Source organism: Streptomyces lacaronensis, from assembly GCF_047337785.1.
Classification (GTDB): domain Bacteria; phylum Actinomycetota; class Actinomycetes; order Streptomycetales; family Streptomycetaceae; genus Streptomyces; species Streptomyces lycopersici.
In genome coordinates, this window is sequence record NZ_JBLHDK010000003.1 from 12129220 (window position 1) to 12145769 (window position 16550).

12 protein-coding genes and 1 pseudogene are annotated in these 16550 nt (G+C 66.4%); 6 read left to right on the forward strand and 7 right to left on the reverse strand.

Features of this window, described 5'->3' with window-relative positions:
- Nucleotide 1: 1 nt before the first annotated feature.
- The 4 genes from ACMTAK_RS52120 to ACMTAK_RS52135 form a co-directional block, all read right to left on the reverse strand.
- Complete coding sequence (locus ACMTAK_RS52120; RefSeq protein WP_413812690.1) at nucleotides 2-763, reverse strand: hypothetical protein; 762 nt, start codon at nucleotides 761-763, stop codon at nucleotides 2-4.
- Complete coding sequence (locus ACMTAK_RS52125; protein ID WP_413812691.1) at nucleotides 760-2307, reverse strand: hypothetical protein; 1548 nt, start codon at nucleotides 2305-2307, stop codon at nucleotides 760-762. Before ACMTAK_RS52125 ends, ACMTAK_RS52120 begins: the two co-directional genes overlap by 4 nt.
- Nucleotides 2308-3016: 709 nt before the next feature.
- The gene (locus ACMTAK_RS52130; protein ID WP_413812692.1) at nucleotides 3017-3808 is read right to left on the reverse strand and encodes a DUF4145 domain-containing protein; all 792 of its coding nucleotides are present in this window, start codon (nucleotides 3806-3808) and stop codon (nucleotides 3017-3019) included.
- Nucleotides 3809-3917: 109 nt separating this feature from the next.
- On the reverse strand, nucleotides 3918-4160 hold the full coding sequence (locus ACMTAK_RS52135; RefSeq protein WP_413812693.1) for a hypothetical protein: 243 nt from the start codon (nucleotides 4158-4160) through the stop codon (nucleotides 3918-3920).
- A 415-nt stretch (nucleotides 4161-4575) separates the two neighbouring features.
- Between ACMTAK_RS52135 and ACMTAK_RS52140 the strand changes: the two genes are divergently transcribed.
- The 3 genes from ACMTAK_RS52140 (at nucleotide 4576) to ACMTAK_RS52150 (ending at nucleotide 5990) form a co-directional block, all read left to right on the forward strand.
- On the forward strand, nucleotides 4576-4950 hold the full coding sequence (locus ACMTAK_RS52140; protein WP_311039697.1) for a hypothetical protein: 375 nt from the start codon (nucleotides 4576-4578) through the stop codon (nucleotides 4948-4950).
- A 41-nt stretch (nucleotides 4951-4991) separates the two neighbouring features.
- Nucleotides 4992-5276, forward strand: a complete 285-nt coding sequence (locus tag ACMTAK_RS52145; protein ID WP_413812694.1) for a hypothetical protein — start codon at nucleotides 4992-4994, stop codon at nucleotides 5274-5276.
- Nucleotides 5277-5456: 180 nt separating this feature from the next.
- Complete coding sequence (locus tag ACMTAK_RS52150) at nucleotides 5457-5990, forward strand: hypothetical protein (protein WP_413812695.1); 534 nt, start codon at nucleotides 5457-5459, stop codon at nucleotides 5988-5990.
- Here ACMTAK_RS52150 and ACMTAK_RS52155 read toward each other — a convergent pair.
- A complete protein-coding gene (locus tag ACMTAK_RS52155; protein WP_413812696.1) occupies nucleotides 5947-6738 on the reverse strand; it encodes an IS5 family transposase in 792 nt (263 codons plus the stop codon). The two genes, ACMTAK_RS52150 and ACMTAK_RS52155, sit on opposite strands and share 44 nt — an antisense overlap.
- A gap of 866 nt (nucleotides 6739-7604) precedes the next feature.
- Here ACMTAK_RS52155 and ltrA point away from each other — a divergent pair.
- Nucleotides 7605-8867 carry a group II intron reverse transcriptase/maturase gene (ltrA, locus tag ACMTAK_RS52160; RefSeq protein ID WP_413812697.1) on the forward strand — a complete coding sequence of 421 codons (1263 nt, stop codon included), beginning with the start codon at nucleotides 7605-7607 and terminating at the stop codon, nucleotides 8865-8867.
- Nucleotides 8868-9105: 238 nt separating this feature from the next.
- Here ltrA and ACMTAK_RS52165 read toward each other — a convergent pair.
- Together ACMTAK_RS52165 and ACMTAK_RS52170 are read right to left on the reverse strand one after the other, a co-directional pair.
- Nucleotides 9106-10503: pseudogene (locus ACMTAK_RS52165) on the reverse strand (IS1380 family transposase).
- Nucleotides 10504-10643: 140 nt separating this feature from the next.
- Nucleotides 10644-10895 carry a hypothetical protein gene (locus ACMTAK_RS52170; protein WP_391001021.1) on the reverse strand — a complete coding sequence of 84 codons (252 nt, stop codon included), beginning with the start codon at nucleotides 10893-10895 and terminating at the stop codon, nucleotides 10644-10646.
- Nucleotides 10896-11648: 753 nt separating this feature from the next.
- Here ACMTAK_RS52170 and ACMTAK_RS52175 point away from each other — a divergent pair.
- A complete protein-coding gene (locus ACMTAK_RS52175; protein ID WP_391001018.1) occupies nucleotides 11649-12023 on the forward strand; it encodes a hypothetical protein in 375 nt (124 codons plus the stop codon).
- A 27-nt stretch (nucleotides 12024-12050) separates the two neighbouring features.
- Nucleotides 12051-16520 carry a tetratricopeptide repeat protein gene (locus tag ACMTAK_RS52180; RefSeq protein WP_413812698.1) on the forward strand — a complete coding sequence of 1490 codons (4470 nt, stop codon included), beginning with the start codon at nucleotides 12051-12053 and terminating at the stop codon, nucleotides 16518-16520.
- The last annotated feature ends 30 nt before the right edge of the window (nucleotides 16521-16550 follow it).

The following is a 16550-nucleotide window of genomic DNA, read 5'->3' on the forward strand; positions in this document are numbered from 1 at the left end:
GTCACATCTCCTCGGTGTCGGGAGTGGCGGCCGCGATCTGGGCACGCCGGATATCACGCAGGATCTCGAAGGCGGGCAGGGCCGCTGCCTCACTGACCTGGAGCCGGAACCTGTGCAGCAGCCGGTAGTTCCCGGCGCCGAACTCCGGCGCCGGCAGCGCCATGCCCTGGTGCACCAGCCACTCCAGGACCTCACGGATCACACCCTGCGTACTGCGATGCGTCACCGTCCGCCCGCCTGCAGTGGGCCGTCCCGCCGGACGCTTGGCATACAGCCGCCATACGGCATCGACGGCGGCATCCGGCACGGGCAGCCCGTCCTCGCCTTTCGAGGCTTCTCTCAGTTGTTCCACCAGGTGCCGCAGGAACTCGTCCACCTCACCGACACCGACACGCTTGACCGACTCGTCCTCCAGATCGTGCTCGGTCGGATACACGCGCGCCGCGATCGCGATGTGGACCAGGCCGAGCATCAAACGCTGCTCCGCCGAGCGCCGTAGATCGTCCTTGAGTCTGTAGGTGAACAGTCCGCCGTCATGGGCGTGAAGGACGAGCCCCTCCTGGGGGTGAGCGGCGATCACCTCCACGCCCAGCCCCTGGGCGATCGCCTCGACCTGGTCGCGGAAGGCTTTCTCCATCCGGTAGCGCTGCAACAGATCGCGGTAGCGCGCGTCGGCCAGCGGACGCTGCTGTGGCCGGCATCCGTATCGCACCAGTTCCGCCGCGTCCTGAAGGTCTTCGGATGCCGAAACTGCCGTGCTCATGCCGCTGTCTCCGCGAGCAGGCCTGCACCGGTCAGAGCGTGGGCCGGCACGACGAGCAGGTCGTTCCCGCAGTAGGGGCCTTGGTCGAAACACTGGCCATCGTCCAAGACCACGAGGCGCTCATCGAGCAGGCCGGACAGGCCGAGCACGGCGACCTCGTCCTCGTGTTCGGGATCCGGCGCGAAGGCCGCCAGCACCGCCAGCGCGACGACATCGGCCACCGGCGGACCGGATTCCAGTGCCTCCGTCAGCAACTGTGACAACCGCACCGGTCCGGCCAGCGCCCCGGACAGCACACTACGGGCCTGCGCATACTCAAGATCACTGTGGCCCGCGGCGTCAGCGACCAGATCGTCGTCGGTCAACTCAACGACCTCGTCGTCTTCGAACGTCCCGCCGGCCTCCCGCACCGGCGCCAGCAGCAGGCTCCACCAGTCACGCAACCGCGGCAGACGCGTCACCATGGGCCCGCACAGCGCGTCGGTGAACACCTCGGTCACCCCGGCCGCCTCATCCGTCCCCAGCTCCAGCAGCGGTACGAGAACATCGCTGTGCAGGGAAACTTGTGCAAGATCCGGAATCGGCCTGAAACGCTGCTGTACCTGGGACCGCAGGAACGTCGACCGCGCGCCCAGCACCTCCTTCAGCAGTTCCATATGACGGTGACGCGCCCGTTCCAGCAGTTCAAGGATGTGCATGCAGGTCAGCAGCACATCGCTTTCCTCGATACCGTCGCGCGCCCTGCGCATCAGCTCGATCAGACACAGCTCCGCCTGCTGCCGCTCGATCAGGTGGCTGCGGGAAGCATCCAGCAGCTCGGGCACCTGGTTCCCCCAGTCCACGGCCCGCACATCACGCTCGGTCTCCCGCAGTACCACCCGGATCCGCTCGGCGTAGGCCAGCGACAGCTTCAGACTCTCCCCGGCACTCTCCTCCGCCCGGCCCCACCGGCCGGTACGCACCTGGCGCCGGAGGATCTCGTCATATGCGGCCTGCTGGTCCTCCACGTCGTAGTCCATCCCGGCCAGCAGCAGGTTGATCGCCGGAACACTCGCCCGCAGGACCGCCTGCCCGCCCTGCCCGATCTCCTCGCTCAGCAGCCGCAGGCCCAGCTCCTGCCGACAGTGCCCGTCCCGGTAATCGCTGTAAGGCACGGCGAACTCCACACCGCCGTCCTGATCATTGAGCAGCTCACGCAGCACGAACCGGGCCACCGCAGAGTGCTCACTGCCATCCCGGTCCGGAGCAGCCCTGCGCGCCAGCTCCACCAGGAAGTCCACGACCGCCTCCGTGGTTGCTTCCTGGTCCAGTCCCTGGTGATGCATCACTGCCTCCAGCGCAGCAAGAGCCAGCGTCCGCGGGTCGTACAACCCGGCGGGGAACTGCTGCCAGGCCTGACGCAGGTCGAGCCGATGCAAGGGACTCGAACGCGCCAGGACTGCGCTTCGCCGCACGAAGCCGGGATCAGCGACCAACGAGATCCAGCTGCTGTCAGCTCCATGCTCGGGAGCAGTAGCGAGGAGCTGCCGCTCCTCGCTGTCCAACAGAGCTTCCACAGCTGTTGGCCCGATTGGAGCGGAGCAAAAGGACCTCGGGGGTGAAATGCGCACTTTCGTCATGCGCAGAGTGCATCATCTACTTATGACAATCGGAGCAGAATGGTGCTAACGCTTTCATTACGGTGGCTGACGGCCATACCGGTGAATCTCGGGTCGTCATACGGCTCTCCACCAGGGGCGATTCACCAGCCCACCCGCACGACCCCGCTCCAGATCCGCCGTGTGTCACAGCAGACTGCCCCGCGCGGACCGCGGGTAGCGGTTGGAAGTCCGTCGCCCTGGGAAATCGCCGCAGGATCTTCGTCAGGGGGTAGTGGCAGCCCCCGCGCCACACACCCCCCGGACAGTGTCCGTGTCCCGCTCCTTCGCGGTCTGAAGGCTCCGGCTCCCGGCAAATGCCGGCACCGGGCGGCACTCTCTCTTCCTCAGGCGGAGTGCGCCAGCCGAGCGAAGGAGACAGTCATCATGGCGCCTGGTGATGGTCAGGTTTCGTCATCTCCCGACACTCCCGCAGACCGGGGGAGCCCAGCGCCTCCTTGGTGCAGGGGGCAGTAGAAGTAGGGGGCGTCGAAGTTCCAGTCCGCGCGTGGAGGGTAGCGCTGAGGTCTTACGCCGGAGGAAGACTGCATCGCAGGGGTTGCCTGCTCTCGTGCACGCTATGGGCTGTTGGCCGGTGAGAGCTGGTGAGAGGTTGTCACTGGTCTGCGGGTGGGCGGGTTCCGCGCTGCTGGTTGATGCGTGAGGCGCGCTCTTTCAGCGTGGCTGGCCGGGTGTCGTAGAGCAGCCTCAGGGCGTGTTCCAGGAGATCGACCCCGTCGAGGACATCAGCGACGGACAAAGAGTCCTCGTGGCTGGCGTCGTTGCCTATCCACTTGACCGCTTCGAGCAGGTCGGCTTCTTCCGGATGGCCGGCGGTACGGAACTTCACGATGCGGTCGTGGGCCGTGAACCGCTGTGTCTTGCCTTTGGCTGTTGCCGCAATGCGGGGGATGTTCTGATCGTCCAGGAGTGCTTCGGCTGCTGCTCGTACCCGGTTACCGGCTGAGCTCGGGTCCGCCCACAGGACAGTGGAGGCCGCCTGCAGTCGTTCCTCGATCGGAGCGGGTATCTCAAGGCGCGGCGCGGTAGGGAGGAGCTTGAGGGCGGGAAGGAAGAAGCGTGGTGTGAAGAGCGGGTAGAAGCTGTCCCCGTCCCAGCGGTTTTCGTCATCTCGCTGCTCGATCAGTTTCCAGTCGCCGGTAACCGCGACGTACTCACGGCACTGCGCGCGGCCGCAGACCAGTGCCCCATGGAACTGGCCATGGATCCATTCGGGTTCCCAGAAGTCATGCTTGCGCCAGTCTCTGCTCTCCCAGCTTTCCTCCCGTGCGAGAGGGTGCTGATCGTCGGGGCCGAGCTCTCCGCGGGAGCAGGAAGGGCAGGGGATCATAGGCCAGGTGTCGTCTGTCCAGCCCCGCGCGAGGGTTTTCAGAACTTCGACTTCCATGACCGGCTCCTGACGGTGTCTGGAGGAGTTGCTGGGTGGGGGCAGGCCTGTGGAACGTACACGCCGTAAAAGGGAGTACGGCTGGTATGAGGCTGTGGGGTGGCACAAATCAGACGATGTGGACGCGTTCGGTGTTGCCGTTCTCGTCTCGCAGGAGGACCTCTTTTCCGTTGGCCATCTGCTGGGCGAGGAAGGCGTAGACCTGTACGGCCCGGTTGATGGTGTCGGTCTTGGACAGTCCGGTGATCCTCATGAGTGCGGTGACCGCCTGGGCGGCCACCGGGATGAGGGTGACGGTGAAGCGCTCGTTCTCCGTGCGTACGGCGTGAAGCTTGTCCGCTTCTCGGGCCATGTCTCTCAGCCTCATTCAGGTCGGGGGAGGCACCTGCTTGATGCCGGTCTTCCCATCATGACATCTCCGCACCTGAGTGGCACCATTTTGGTGTGTGGATGCGGCCGATCAGGTGCTCCCCAGTTCTGCTGGCACAAGCATGCAGCACCAATCTGGTGACTTGTCGGTGCGCTGTAGGTCTGTCGTCGTGTACTCTGGGGCTGCGGCGATTGCCGTGGAGTGCAGTCGATCAGAGGGGTCCAACATGCCAAATCTCCTATGCCAGCGGTTCAACGGGCGTCTTTGGAGAGCCCGTTGCTCGGCCCTCTACGACTCGTAGGGGCGAGCAGCTGGCTGGGAGTGAGTGATCGAGCTGAGTCGCGCGCCGGTTCGCGGTGCGGGGTTCGATCGCCGCAGCTTGGAGGACCCAGCCCTAATGATCGAGACCAATGCACCGGCCACCCTTCCGGCAATTGACGGCGAGCAGCCGTCGCCGCAGGCCGAGGTGCAGATCTGGACGACCTCCGTCGACCAGGAGGAAGCGCCCAGCAGCGAAGCGCGGGTGGACATCGAGGTGTCCAAGGCGAAGCTCAAGGCCGGGATGCGTGTCCCGGGCCATAATACCGGACAGATGATCAACGCGTCGACCCGTGTCCTGGGGATCACCGGCTCGGTGGCCGGCCCCTTCGTCGTGCTGAAGCTGTCTGTGGACCTGCAGATGCCCTGGCAGGGCATCTGGGCCCTGGCGCTGGTGATCGGGATCCTGCCCGTGATCCACGTCCTCCTCGGCAACCATCACGACAAGCAGTAGCCCGTAGCGGGCTGATCCTACGTTCGAATCGGCGCCGGATTTTGTCCGGCGCCTTTCGTGCCTGGTGGGTCAGCCAGCTGGGGCTGGGCAGTACCAACGGAACCAGGAGCTCGCGGCTTGCTCTCGAATTCGGCGTCTGGCTGGACGACCCCGAGTTGCTGACCGGCGCACGGCAGTCTCTGGCCAAGCTGATGCCGTCATCCGAGAACATCGATCCGGACGGCGACCTGTTCGAGTTGGAGTGCGTCAACGTCGGGTACGACGACGAAGCCTTCTGCGACGCGATGTGTGACAGTTCCGACGTGCTTGCTGAAGATGACGAATGACTCTGCGCTGTCAGGAGCCCATGGCCCCGGAGGTGATGCCTGAACAGGCCACGCCAGCCCGGGACTTAGTGGCTGTTGTCGTTCCGAATCTGAGGGCGGCGTTTTCGCTGGTCAGGAATGGGGTGGGTGATTCGGTGGGAGTGGTGGCGTGTCATGTCGTCGCTCCCCGGGAGGTTGCGGATGCCGTCGGTCGTCGGACTGCTGGAACAGCACGAGCTCGCCGCTCGCCGTCGGGTCGACGGATTGCGTGAGGAAGCCGATCGCATCCAGGCCGAGCTGGCAGCGGCCGAGCAGGAATGGCAGGAGTGGGCGATCGCCCGCAGGCGAGTGGGCACCGTCCTGGCTCCGGACGACAACATCGCTGATGAGGAGGCCGTTCCCGGCCCACGGGACGCGGACGCGCGCTCGGCGCCCAGGCAGGCGGCGAAGCCGAAGTCGCAGGTGCCGGTGTGGCGTGAGGGGCTGGCCTGGTCGGTACTGTCGGTGGACTATCAGCGCATCCTCACCGCCCTCGCGGACCGGCACCGGCTCCATCGAGGGCCGCTGACCTGCCAGGAGTTGGCGGTGGTGTTCAGTCTGGACGCGGTGCCGGCCACGGTGGAGGCGCTGCGGTCGAAGGCGAAACGCCTGGTCGCGCGGGGCTGGCTGGCCGAGCGGCAGCCGGGCCGGTTCACCCTCGCCCAGGGCCCGGCCGGGCAAGACGGCGCGTCATGAGCAGGATCATCGACCAGTAGACCATCGCCTCGGCGCTGGCGGTGCGGCGTTCGAAGTCGCGCACCAGACGGCGGGTGCGCATCAGATGGGCGAAGAACCGCTCGACGATCCATCGCTTGGGCAGCACCACGAAGCCGCGCATGTCGTCGCTGCGTTTCACGATCGCCAGGACCAGCGCGAGCGTGGTGAGGCAGTAGGCGACGAGGCCGCCGGTGTAGCCGCCGTCGGCCCAGACCAGTTCCAGCCGGTGGTGCACGTCGGCGACCTGCCCGAGCAGCACGTGGGCGGCGGTGCGGTCGCCGGTGTCCGCGGCGGTGACCATGACGCCCAGCAGCAGCCCGAGCGTGTCGACCACGACGTGCCGCTTACGGCCGTTGACCAGCTTGCCGCCGTCGAACCCCCGGCTGTCGGCACCGACGACGGCGTCCGCCTTGACCGATTGCGAGTCGATCACACCGGCCGTCGGTGCCGCGTCGCGGCCCAGCGTTACGCGGACCTGCCCGCGCAGCCGGTCGTGGAACTCCTTGACCAGCCCGTGGTCGCGCCAGCGGCGGAAGAACGCATACACCCGGTCCCACGGCGGAAAGTCGACCGGCATACCGCGCCATTTGATTCCGTTGTCCACGAGGTAGCGGATCGCGTCCAGCATCACGCGGTGGCAGTACGCCTCCGGCCGCCCGCCCCGGCCGCGCAGCCAGGCCGGCACCGGCAGCAGCGGCCGGACCGTCTCCCATTCCGCGTCCGTCATGTCCGACGGATACCGCCGAACACGTTCCGGGTGATCGGCTGCGTTTCCGAACCGGTGGGCGACACAATCACACGACGGAGACGCCGAGTTGAACTCCACCGGCGCGAGGACGTAGAACTGCGGCAACAGGGTCTCCTGGATCTCGGTTGGCTTCGCAACCCCGAGCTACCAAGAGGCCCTGCCTTCATGCCCGCGGCCAGCGGCGATCACCCGATCGAGACTCCCGTTCGACGCGCACCCCTCAAGATCGGAACGACAACAGCTACTTAGCCTCGATCCACGTGTGTCACGAACGCCGAGAGGAGCCTGATGTAGGAGGAGCTTCTCGAAGCGATGCTGTGTAAGAGATGAGGGTTGGCCCCTCGGAATCGGCCTGCGGAGGCAGATTCCAAACCGCCCACTGCTGCGTTAGCTGAAGACTGTCGTGGTGAGCGATGTGGGAAAAGGCGCACAAGATGCGTCAGGTAGGGATCAGGAAGACGAGTGTCATAGCCATTGAAGTGTCGAAAGAGGCATGGTTGGCATCGAAACCGGAGCATGTGGATAGCTCCGGGAAGGGCCTGGAGGGTGTCCGCTTACCGGCCAGGTGGTGCCCGGCATAGAGGCGACGTGAGCCTGATCTGCTGCTCTTATACGGAACGTGAGAAAGCGTGCCCTGATACCGCCACCCTGGTTTTCCAGGGGCAAGAGGAAGCGTTCCAAGCGGCGGAAACCGTGAGGAACTGAGTACCGATGCGGGGTGCGCTGGCGGACTGGCTCGTAGTAGCTGTGAAGCTCCTGCTGGACACGGTGGGAGTGGAGCCAAGGGGCCAGGCCATTCGTAGTTTGTTCGTTCGATCAACCGGATGTTTTCTGGGAGGAGTCGCGTGAGCGAACTGAAGTCGTCATGCAAGCCGTTTAATATCTCGAAGTGGGAAGTATGGGAGGCGTGGGAGAAGGTCAAGGCCAACAAAGGGGCACCTGGGGTGGACGGATGCTCCATCGAGGACTTTGAGGCCCGGTTGAAGGGCAATCTCTATAAGGTGTGGAATCGCCTGTCCTCGGGGAGTTACTTTCCGCCCGCGGTACTGGCGGTGGAGATACCGAAGCCGCACGGCGGCGGGACCAGGGTGCTCGGTGTGCCTACTGTTGCTGATCGCGTCGCCCAAACGGTGGTGGCCCGCAGGCTGGAAGAGAAGGTCGAACCGGTCTTCCATCCGGACTCCTATGGCTACCGGCCGAAGAGGTCGGCGCTGGACGCGGTGGCGGCATGCCGGGAACGGTGCTGGAAGTACGACTGGGTGATCGATCTCGACATCCAGAAGTTTTTCGACAGCGTGCCGTGGGATCTCATCATCAAGACGGTCGAGGCCAACACCGACCAGCCGTGGGTCATCTTGTACGTGAAGCGGTGGCTTGCCGCGCCAGTACAGATGTCCCACGGGGCCTTGCAGCAGCGGAGCTGCGGGACCCCTCAGGGATCAGCGGTTTCGCCAGTGCTGGCGAACCTGTTCCTGCACTATGCGTTTGATGCCTGGATGGCCCGAGAATTCCCGGGCGTACGCTTTGAACGCTATGTCGATGACGCGGTGGTGCACTGCGTCAGCAGAGCCCAGGCCCAATTCATAGCCAGGGCGATCTCCGACAGGATGGAACAGGTTGGGCTGCGTCTGCACCCAGATAAGACCCGGATAGTGTACTGCCAGGACGGGAACCGGCGGGGTTCATATGAGCACACGTCGTTCACCTTCCTGGGGTTCACGTTTCGTCAGCGCAGAGCGCGAAACAGGAAGGGGCAGAACTTTAGCGCCTTCCTGCCCGCGATAAGCAAGGATGCCCTGAAGAAGCTGAGCGCGGAAGTACGGTCCTGGATACTGCATAACCGCACCGGCCACACCTTCTACGACCTCGCACGGCGCATCAATCCGGTCGTGCGAGGGTGGATGCAGTACTACGGAGCATTTCATCGCTCGGCACTGTATCCGCTCCTATCGCGCATCAACGCCTACTTGGTGCGTTGGATCCGCAACAAGTACAAGCGGCTGCGGGCCGTGAAGAAGGCCATCGAGTGCTGGCGAGGAATTACCGAACGGTATCCCCGCATGTTTGCGCACTGGGTGTGGGTCCCTTCGGTGCCACGCGTCTGGTGACCAGGATGGCAAGAGCCCGGTGACGAGAGATTGTCACGCCGGGATCTGTGGGAGCCGGAGGGTGAGATTCCCTCCGGCCACCCGACCGGTCGGTTCTGAAGCTGGTTTTTGGGGCTCGCTGGGCTGAGCGTGAGGTTGCCGACCGGATGCAGGCATGGGGTATTTGCTGGTCTGTCCAGCTTTTCCACGTTGTCAGTTCCGGTTGGGCCCAGGTGAGTGGGGCGGGTGGACAGGGAGGTCAGGTCGGTTCGGGTGGTGCGTGGACGGTGTCGAACAGGCGCGTCCAGGCGTGTTGCCAGGGCCAGTTGTTCGGCAGGTGCAGGGTGAGGCGCCGTGCGGAGCGGGCGATCCGGGCCGGGACCTAGACGAGGTGGGTGCGGAGGGTGGCGGTGGTGGCCTTGGTGTGGAAGGCAGAGGTCAGTGCGCCGGTGGCCCGTAGGAGGTTGTAGGCCATGGCCCACAGGGTGAGCCAGACCGCGTTGGCGTGGAAGTGGCCTGAGGGCAGGTGGGCGAGGGCTCCGGCTTTGCTGTCGGCGATGACCTGCTCGACGACCGCGTGGTGGCGGTGCTCGCGTTCGGCCTGGAGCATCGGAGCGGGGTTGTCGGTGAAGAAGGGGTGGTAGCGCCAGACGGGGAACAGTTCGCCCTGCTCGCTGAGAGTGGCACATTTGGCCAGGTCACGGACCCGGCGCACGATGAGGCGAGCGGTGACGCGCTCGCTCTTCTTGCGGCCTGTGAACGCGGTGTAAGCGGGGATCTCGGCGACTTCGGCGTCGAAGATGAGCTTGCCGGTCTCGGGGTCGGGCACGGCGGTGGGGTAGCTGATCTGCTGCCATGCACCCTCCGGGATGCTCAGGACGGCGCGTTTGACGGAGGGGTTCATACCGCAGGTGATCGAGAAGCGGGCCCCGGCCCGGCGGCAGGCGGCGATCACCCCGGCGTTGTAGAACTGCGAGTCCGCCCGCAGGATGCGGGTGCCGGTGCAGCCGGCTTCCACCGCCGTCGCCAGGGCCTGACTGACGAACTTCGGGGCGCCGCGGGAGTCGGCTGCCTTGCCCCGGCGCATCCGCACGGTGGCGATCACCGGCCTCGAGACGGGGGTGCAGATCGTGGCGAGCAGAGGATGCAGGGTGCGGACGCCCTTGAACCGGCCGTACTCCGCGCCCTGCTTGGTACGGCCGTAAACCCGTTTGTGGGTGGAGTCGACATCGATGAACGCCTTATCGCCGCAGCCGGGGAGCAGTGGGGTGCGCGTGGCCAGTGAACTCAGGAACCTGCGGTGCACGGCGTGCAGCTGGAGCGCGTGACCGTGGGTGAAGGAGCGCAGGAACGTGCCCAGTGTGGACGGAGCACGGATCCCTGCGAACAGGGTCGGCATCGCACCGTGCCGCAGCACATCGAGGTCGTCGATGCTGTCCGCACCCGCGACCATCCCGGCCACGATGCTGGTGACCTTGGCGTCCGCCGCCGCACCCGCACCGTTGGGCGCACCGGTCAGCTTGACCTTGTCCGTCACCAGGCGGGCAAGCCCGCACCGCTCGGCCAGCCGCATCACCGGCACCAGCCCGCCATGCGCGATCAGAGTCCGGTCATCGAACACAGCGGAGACCGCTGCCGATGTGTGGGAAGCTTTCATCTACGAGGTGCCTTGCTGATTGTGCGCGATGGTTGTGTGGTAACTCCCATCATCGCAGGTCAGCAGGCACCTCTCTCCGTTTCCTCATCCACTAGCTCTCCACCACTCGGCGGATCGAGGCTAAGGGAGAGAGCCGGGCGTCAGGCGGCGACGCCAAGCTCCTTGCGGGTCCGCTGGACGAACTCGCGGACGGCCGGCTCGCGGCGCCACGGGGCAAGGGCGGCATTGAACTCGCGGACGTAGTCCTTGGCCCGGGAGGACTGGACGCGGGCGAGGATGTCGACGCTGCGGTTGCCGAGTTCGAGCCCGTGGTCGAGTTTACCGACTGGCGTGGCGTTCGGGTCGTCCATGGGCTGCGTCGATGCGTCGCGTAGCCGTCCGGGATGTTGCATGGGGCCAGGCTGTTGTCGGCTTGTCGGTAGACCTCCGGAGTGGTGCTGACCCGTACAGTCACGCCCTGGTCGAGCGCGGCCCGCCCGGCGGGCTCCAGTTCGGCGGGGCGGAGGAAGTCGGCGCCCTCGCCCGGCATGTCGAGGGCGACCGGCAGATCCGGAGCCGGGGCGTTCTCACTGGCTGCGGTGTGCTCTCGGAGATCTCCCGCTTGGCGCGGGTGTCAACGGCCCTCGCTGTACGCGTCCTCCTTGGCCGCAGGGACGTGACAGCGGCCAAGATCGATCGTTTCCCCATGTACGGCCACCGATCCCCCGCAGGCGGCCCCCACTGGCGGCCACTTACGCTCCCCGCTCTCGGCAAGCTGAACACGATCAGTCACCGTTGCTGATGTCGCCGCACCGCCCACACTGGCGCGGACGCGGCGCTCGCGGCCCAGCGGCCCGTACGCGCGGTGGCAAGGGCCTGCATTCTCGCTGATCGTGGCCGTTGACGGCTCTGCGGGCGATCCCAGGGCACCCCGTGACGGCTGGTCATGAGCACAGTCGGGTGTCGTCACTGGCTGTGAAATTCTACCAAGTGACTCCCCGTCAGGCGGCCGTGGGCGGGGAATATCAACTGGTCACTGACACACCAGTCCGCCGGTCTTCGTCTTCGAGCGAATCAGAACCTTGCTGCCGCTGTCCGTAGTTGAATGGTCGCACCAGGGTCTGGCACATCGCCGCCGTCGATTCGGAGCACATGGGGGATGATCAGTGGACGATCTCATTGCGGCAACGGTGGCGACCGTCGCCCGGGCGACGGTGGGCCGGCTGGGCGCACAGTTCGGGAAGCCCGAGCTCCTCGAGGTACAGGTCGAGACGGCGCTCCGCCGCAACGGCGCGGCGTCCGCGCCGGACCGGTTCGCCGATCCCGTCGCGGTGGGCGGCCTTGTCGTGACCATCGCGACACTGGCCTACCAGGTCTACCAGGACCACCGGAAGCAGCACGGGACACGTCCGAGTCGGAGCACGCTGGTCGAATACATGCGCGTCGAGCGGCGGGCGGCCGGGGAGCTCATGTCCGTCGAAGAGACGATCATCGAGGTCGTCGCCGAAGAGATCGTCACGGCCGCCGACGATGACGAATAGTGCCGGGGCGGACGAGAGACACTCCTCATGACCGGCCGGCTGATCGTCGACCTCGGCGAGGACGGGACCGTGCGGGTCGGCGAGGTGGCGCCTGGGGAGCCGTTCGCGCCGGGTGAACCTCTTCCGTTCGCGTGGCCGTTGGACTCCGACGCACTGGAAGACCTGCGCTGGTATCTGGAGGACTACCTGCGCGCCCCGTTCGGGGTCTACGAGGACCGCGGCGCTCGGATCGAGGGGGAACTCCCCGGCTGGGGAGCCTCGGTGTTCGCGTCGGTCTTCGGCTCAGGTCCGGCGCGGGACGCCTACGTCCGTCTGCGGACGCGCGGGGACGTGGAGCTTGTCCTGCGGTCGGCGTCCCCGGCGCTGCTCGGGCTTCCGTGGGAGCTGATGACCGATCCTCGTCAGGGGGCCCCGCTGGCCGTCGAGCTGGCCGGCCTGAGCCGGACCCTGTCGACCTGCGCTGCCCCGGCCGAAGCGGTTCCCGTTCCCGGCGGCCGACTGCGCGTCCTGATGGTGATCTCGCGCCCCTCCGGAACCGACGACGTCGGGTACCAGATGATCGCCCGCCCGCTGTTGAAGCGTCTGGAGGCGATGCAGGGGGCTGCGGAGCTGACGGTGCTGCGACCCCCGACGCTGCACGCCCTCCGCGACGAGTTGGACGCGGCTGACCGGGAGGGCCGGCCGTATCAGGTCGTCCACTTCGACGGACACGGGACGTTCATCGGCGGACGCGACGTCGGGGGCGGGGAAGGCGCGCTGGTCTTCGAAAGGCCCGACGGCGGTCCGCACCTCGTCCCCGCAGCGGAAATAGCCCGGGTGCTGAACGCCGCGCACGTCCCCGTGGTGGTGCTGAACGCGTGCGAGTCGGGCGCGATCGGCAAGGACCTGGAGACGGCGGTTGCGACCCGCCTGCTGAGCGAAGGCACCGCGTCGGTCGTCGCCATGGCCTACACCGTGCAGGCTGTCGCGGCAGCCGAGTTCATGGCGGCGTTCTACGAGAAGATCTTCTCCGGCGGCTCGGTGTCGGCGGCGGTGACGGCCGGCCGCCGGCAGATGTTCCACAGCCCCGGCCGACCGAGCCCCAAGGGACAGATGCCGCTCCGGGACTGGCTCGTCGCAGTCCACTACCTCGGCCGTCCGGTGCGCTTCCAGCACACGGCGGCGGCTCACGGCGAGGGACCGGCTTCGAGGGCAGACGCCCCGAAGGCGCAGGTGCACCCGCGATCCGCCTCGCCGGTCGAGCCGGAGGCAGGCGTGCTCGACGCCGCCAACGGCGTCTTCGTCGGCCGCGACGCCCGAATCTACGATCTTGAGGCGGCCGCACGGCTGCGCAAGGTCGTCGTCGTCACCGGCATCGCCGGAAGCGGCAAGACGGAACTGGCGAAGGCGTTCGGCCGGTGGTGGCGTGACACCGCGGGAGTCGAGAGACCGGAATGGATCTTCTGGCACTCGTTCCACCCCGGCGTGCCGGCCGTCGACCTCGACACGGTGATCGCCCCGATCGGCGTCGCTCTCCATGGTCCCGACTTCGTCCGGCTGACACGGGACCAGCGGCGGGCTGTCGTGCGAACCGCGCTGCACGACCACTGCATGCTGTTGATCTGGGACAGCTTCGAGTCGCTACGGACCATGCCGGACCCGGAGAACACCACGCCGATCCTCGACGAGGAGCAGTGCGTCGAACTGCGACAGTTCCTTGATGACCTGGCGGAGAACGGGACCAGCAGTGTGCTGATCACCAGCCGGAGCCGGGAAGACTGGCTGGGCGAGGTCGGACGCGTCCGGGTCGAAGGTCTGGCCCGGCATGAAGCGGCCGAGTACGCCGACGTATTGCTTGCCGGACACCCCACGGCCCTCGAACGTCGGGCCGAAAGGTCGTACGCGGCGCTGATGGAATGGCTGGACGGCCATCCGGCGAGCATGGAGCTCGTCCTGCCTCGTCTCGACCCGGCGAGCCCGGATGAACTCCTCGCCGAGCTGCGCGGCGGCACATCGCACACGGCGCTGAGCAACCGCGGCGAAGAACACGCCGCAGCCATGTGGGCCGGCATCGCCTTCTCCTACGCCCATCTCACGGAGACGACGCGCCGCCTCCTGCCCGTCGTCTCGTTGTTCTACGGCGTTGTCGACCTGACTGTTCTCAGCGCCCTCACGGTGATCCCCGGGGTTCCGCAGCGGTTCGCGAGAGCGACGTTCGACGACTGGAAATCAGCCCTTGACGATGCCACCGCACTGGGGTTGCTGACCTACATCGGCACAACGTTCTACAAACTCCACCCGGCACTGCCTGCCTTCTTGAGAAACGCCTGGCGTACGGAGAATCCGGACACCTACGAGGCTGACCACGAAGCAGCGCTTGGTGTCCTGACGCACGCGCATGCCGGCATCTGCATCGCGCTCACTCAACAGGCCGATGCGGGCGACCAGATGGTGTACGGAATGATCGCCATCGAACGCCACACCCTGGGCAACTACCTCGGCTACGCGCTTGATCACACCCGCTGGGACGATGCCCAACTCATCCTGCGCGCACTCAAGAAGTTCTGGCGGTTCGTCGGTATCGAAGCGGAATTCGACCCCTGGAGCGAACGGATCATCCGCGCCACCGGCGGACCGGACGGCACGATTCCCCGAGTCGACACCCCCGCCGGAGACCTGTGGCTGTACGCGGTGGAGGGTCAAGCCGGTCGCGACCTGGACCTCCGCCGCCTCGACGAGGCCGAACGCGGTTACCTGAAGGCCGTGGCGGCGATCGAGCTGACCGGCGCCGGTGCGGAGCGGCGGCACGGGCTGGACGTCTGCTACCACCAGCTCGGCATGGTCGCCGCGGCCCGCGGTCGAACCGCCGAGTCCGAGGACTGGTATCGCAAGGCGATGGCACTCAAAGACGAGGACGACAACGCGTCGAGCGCTGCCAGCACCTACCATCAGCTGGCCCTGGCTGCGCTCGAACGCGGTGACCACGTCGAGGCGGAGGAATGGCAGCGTAAAGCGCTCGCCATCCGGCTGGAGGCCGGCGACAAGACCCGGATCGCAGAGAGCTGTCAGAGCCTCGGCATGATCGCGGAGTACAAGGATCAGCTGGTGGCAGCTGTGGACTGGTACCTCCAGGCGCTGGACGCCCTGGGCTCCCTGGGCAATCCGACGCGCATGGCGGGTGACATCCGCTCCCAACTCGGCAATGTCGCCCTCCGCCGTTCCCGCCTCGATCAGGCCGAAGGCTGGTATCGCGAGGCGCTGGTCATCCAGGAGGCGCTCGGCAATCGGCCGGGGATGGCCCACGCGTACCACAACCTGGGGATCATCGCTCACCAGCGTCGACGCCTGTCGGAAGCCGAGGAGTGGTACCACAGAGCCCTGGCGATCCATGAGGAATTCGGCGACGACGAACGCATCGCCACGTGCTACCACCAGCTGGGCACCCTCGCGTACAGCCGGAACGACCTGGAGGAAGCGGAGGACTGGTACAACAAGGCTCTGGCGGTCAAGGAGCACGACGCCGCCGGCCCGAACAGCCTCGCCCCCACCTATGGCCAGCTCGGCCTCCTGGCCGAGAAGAAGGGCAACCTCCTCGAAGCCCTCACGTGGATGATCAAGTGCGTGGCCCTCTTCGACGAGTTCCCGCACCCCATGACGGGTCCCGCGCCCAAACACCTGGTGCGGCTCGTCGACAGCTGGACCTTCCCGCCGATGGAAATGCTCGAGGAATGGTGGGACGAGGTCACGGGAGAGCCGGTCCCGGGCTCCGTGCGGGACTATGTCCACGCGAATCTTGCTCTCCGGGCCAAGGAAAGGCAGAAGAACCGGACCGCTCCTCCACCGACTCGCAAACCTGAGCGCCGAGCACCGACATCGTCAACGCTCGCTGGGCGCAAGAATGTGGGAGATCTGCTTCTTTCCGTCGGTATCGACGAGTCGATCGATGTCTCCGAGATGTCCGGCTCCGGTCTGACTGCGGTTCTGAGAGAGGAGAACCGCTCCGGTTGGCGACTGTCCCCACCGGAAGGCCGCCGCTTTCTCGGAGAGGAGAGCTGGCCCGTTCATCATCACGACCACTTTGTCGGCTACCTCCTCTGGTGCCGCGACAAGAGCGGTGTCACCGGCTGGGAGATCGCCATGCCGGACGGCCGGTGGGTGGAGAAGGGCGAGGAGTTCTCCGAGACCTTCCGCCAATGGCCGTGGAGATACGTCTCTCCCCCGCCGGCCAAACGGTCGGACGGCATCGGGCGGCTGTGGACCGATCCCGCCGATCTCCTGGTGGGCGTCGCCGACTGGCACTACTGTCCGCGGACGGCGATCGCCACACTGTTTCGCCTCGTCGAGGAGGGGATGTCGGCGTCCGAGGCATCCAGGACCGTCCACCTTGTCGGAAGTGTCGGTCAACGCCTGGTGCGTCGGGCGAAACGCAAGCGCGCGGCTTCGGGCCTCCCGCTGTCGGCGCAGGTGGACGACTTCCTGCCGATCCGGGAGTCCGACTGGGAGTCCGGCCTCGTCTGATGGGACGTCGATCGGCCGTCCGACGACTCC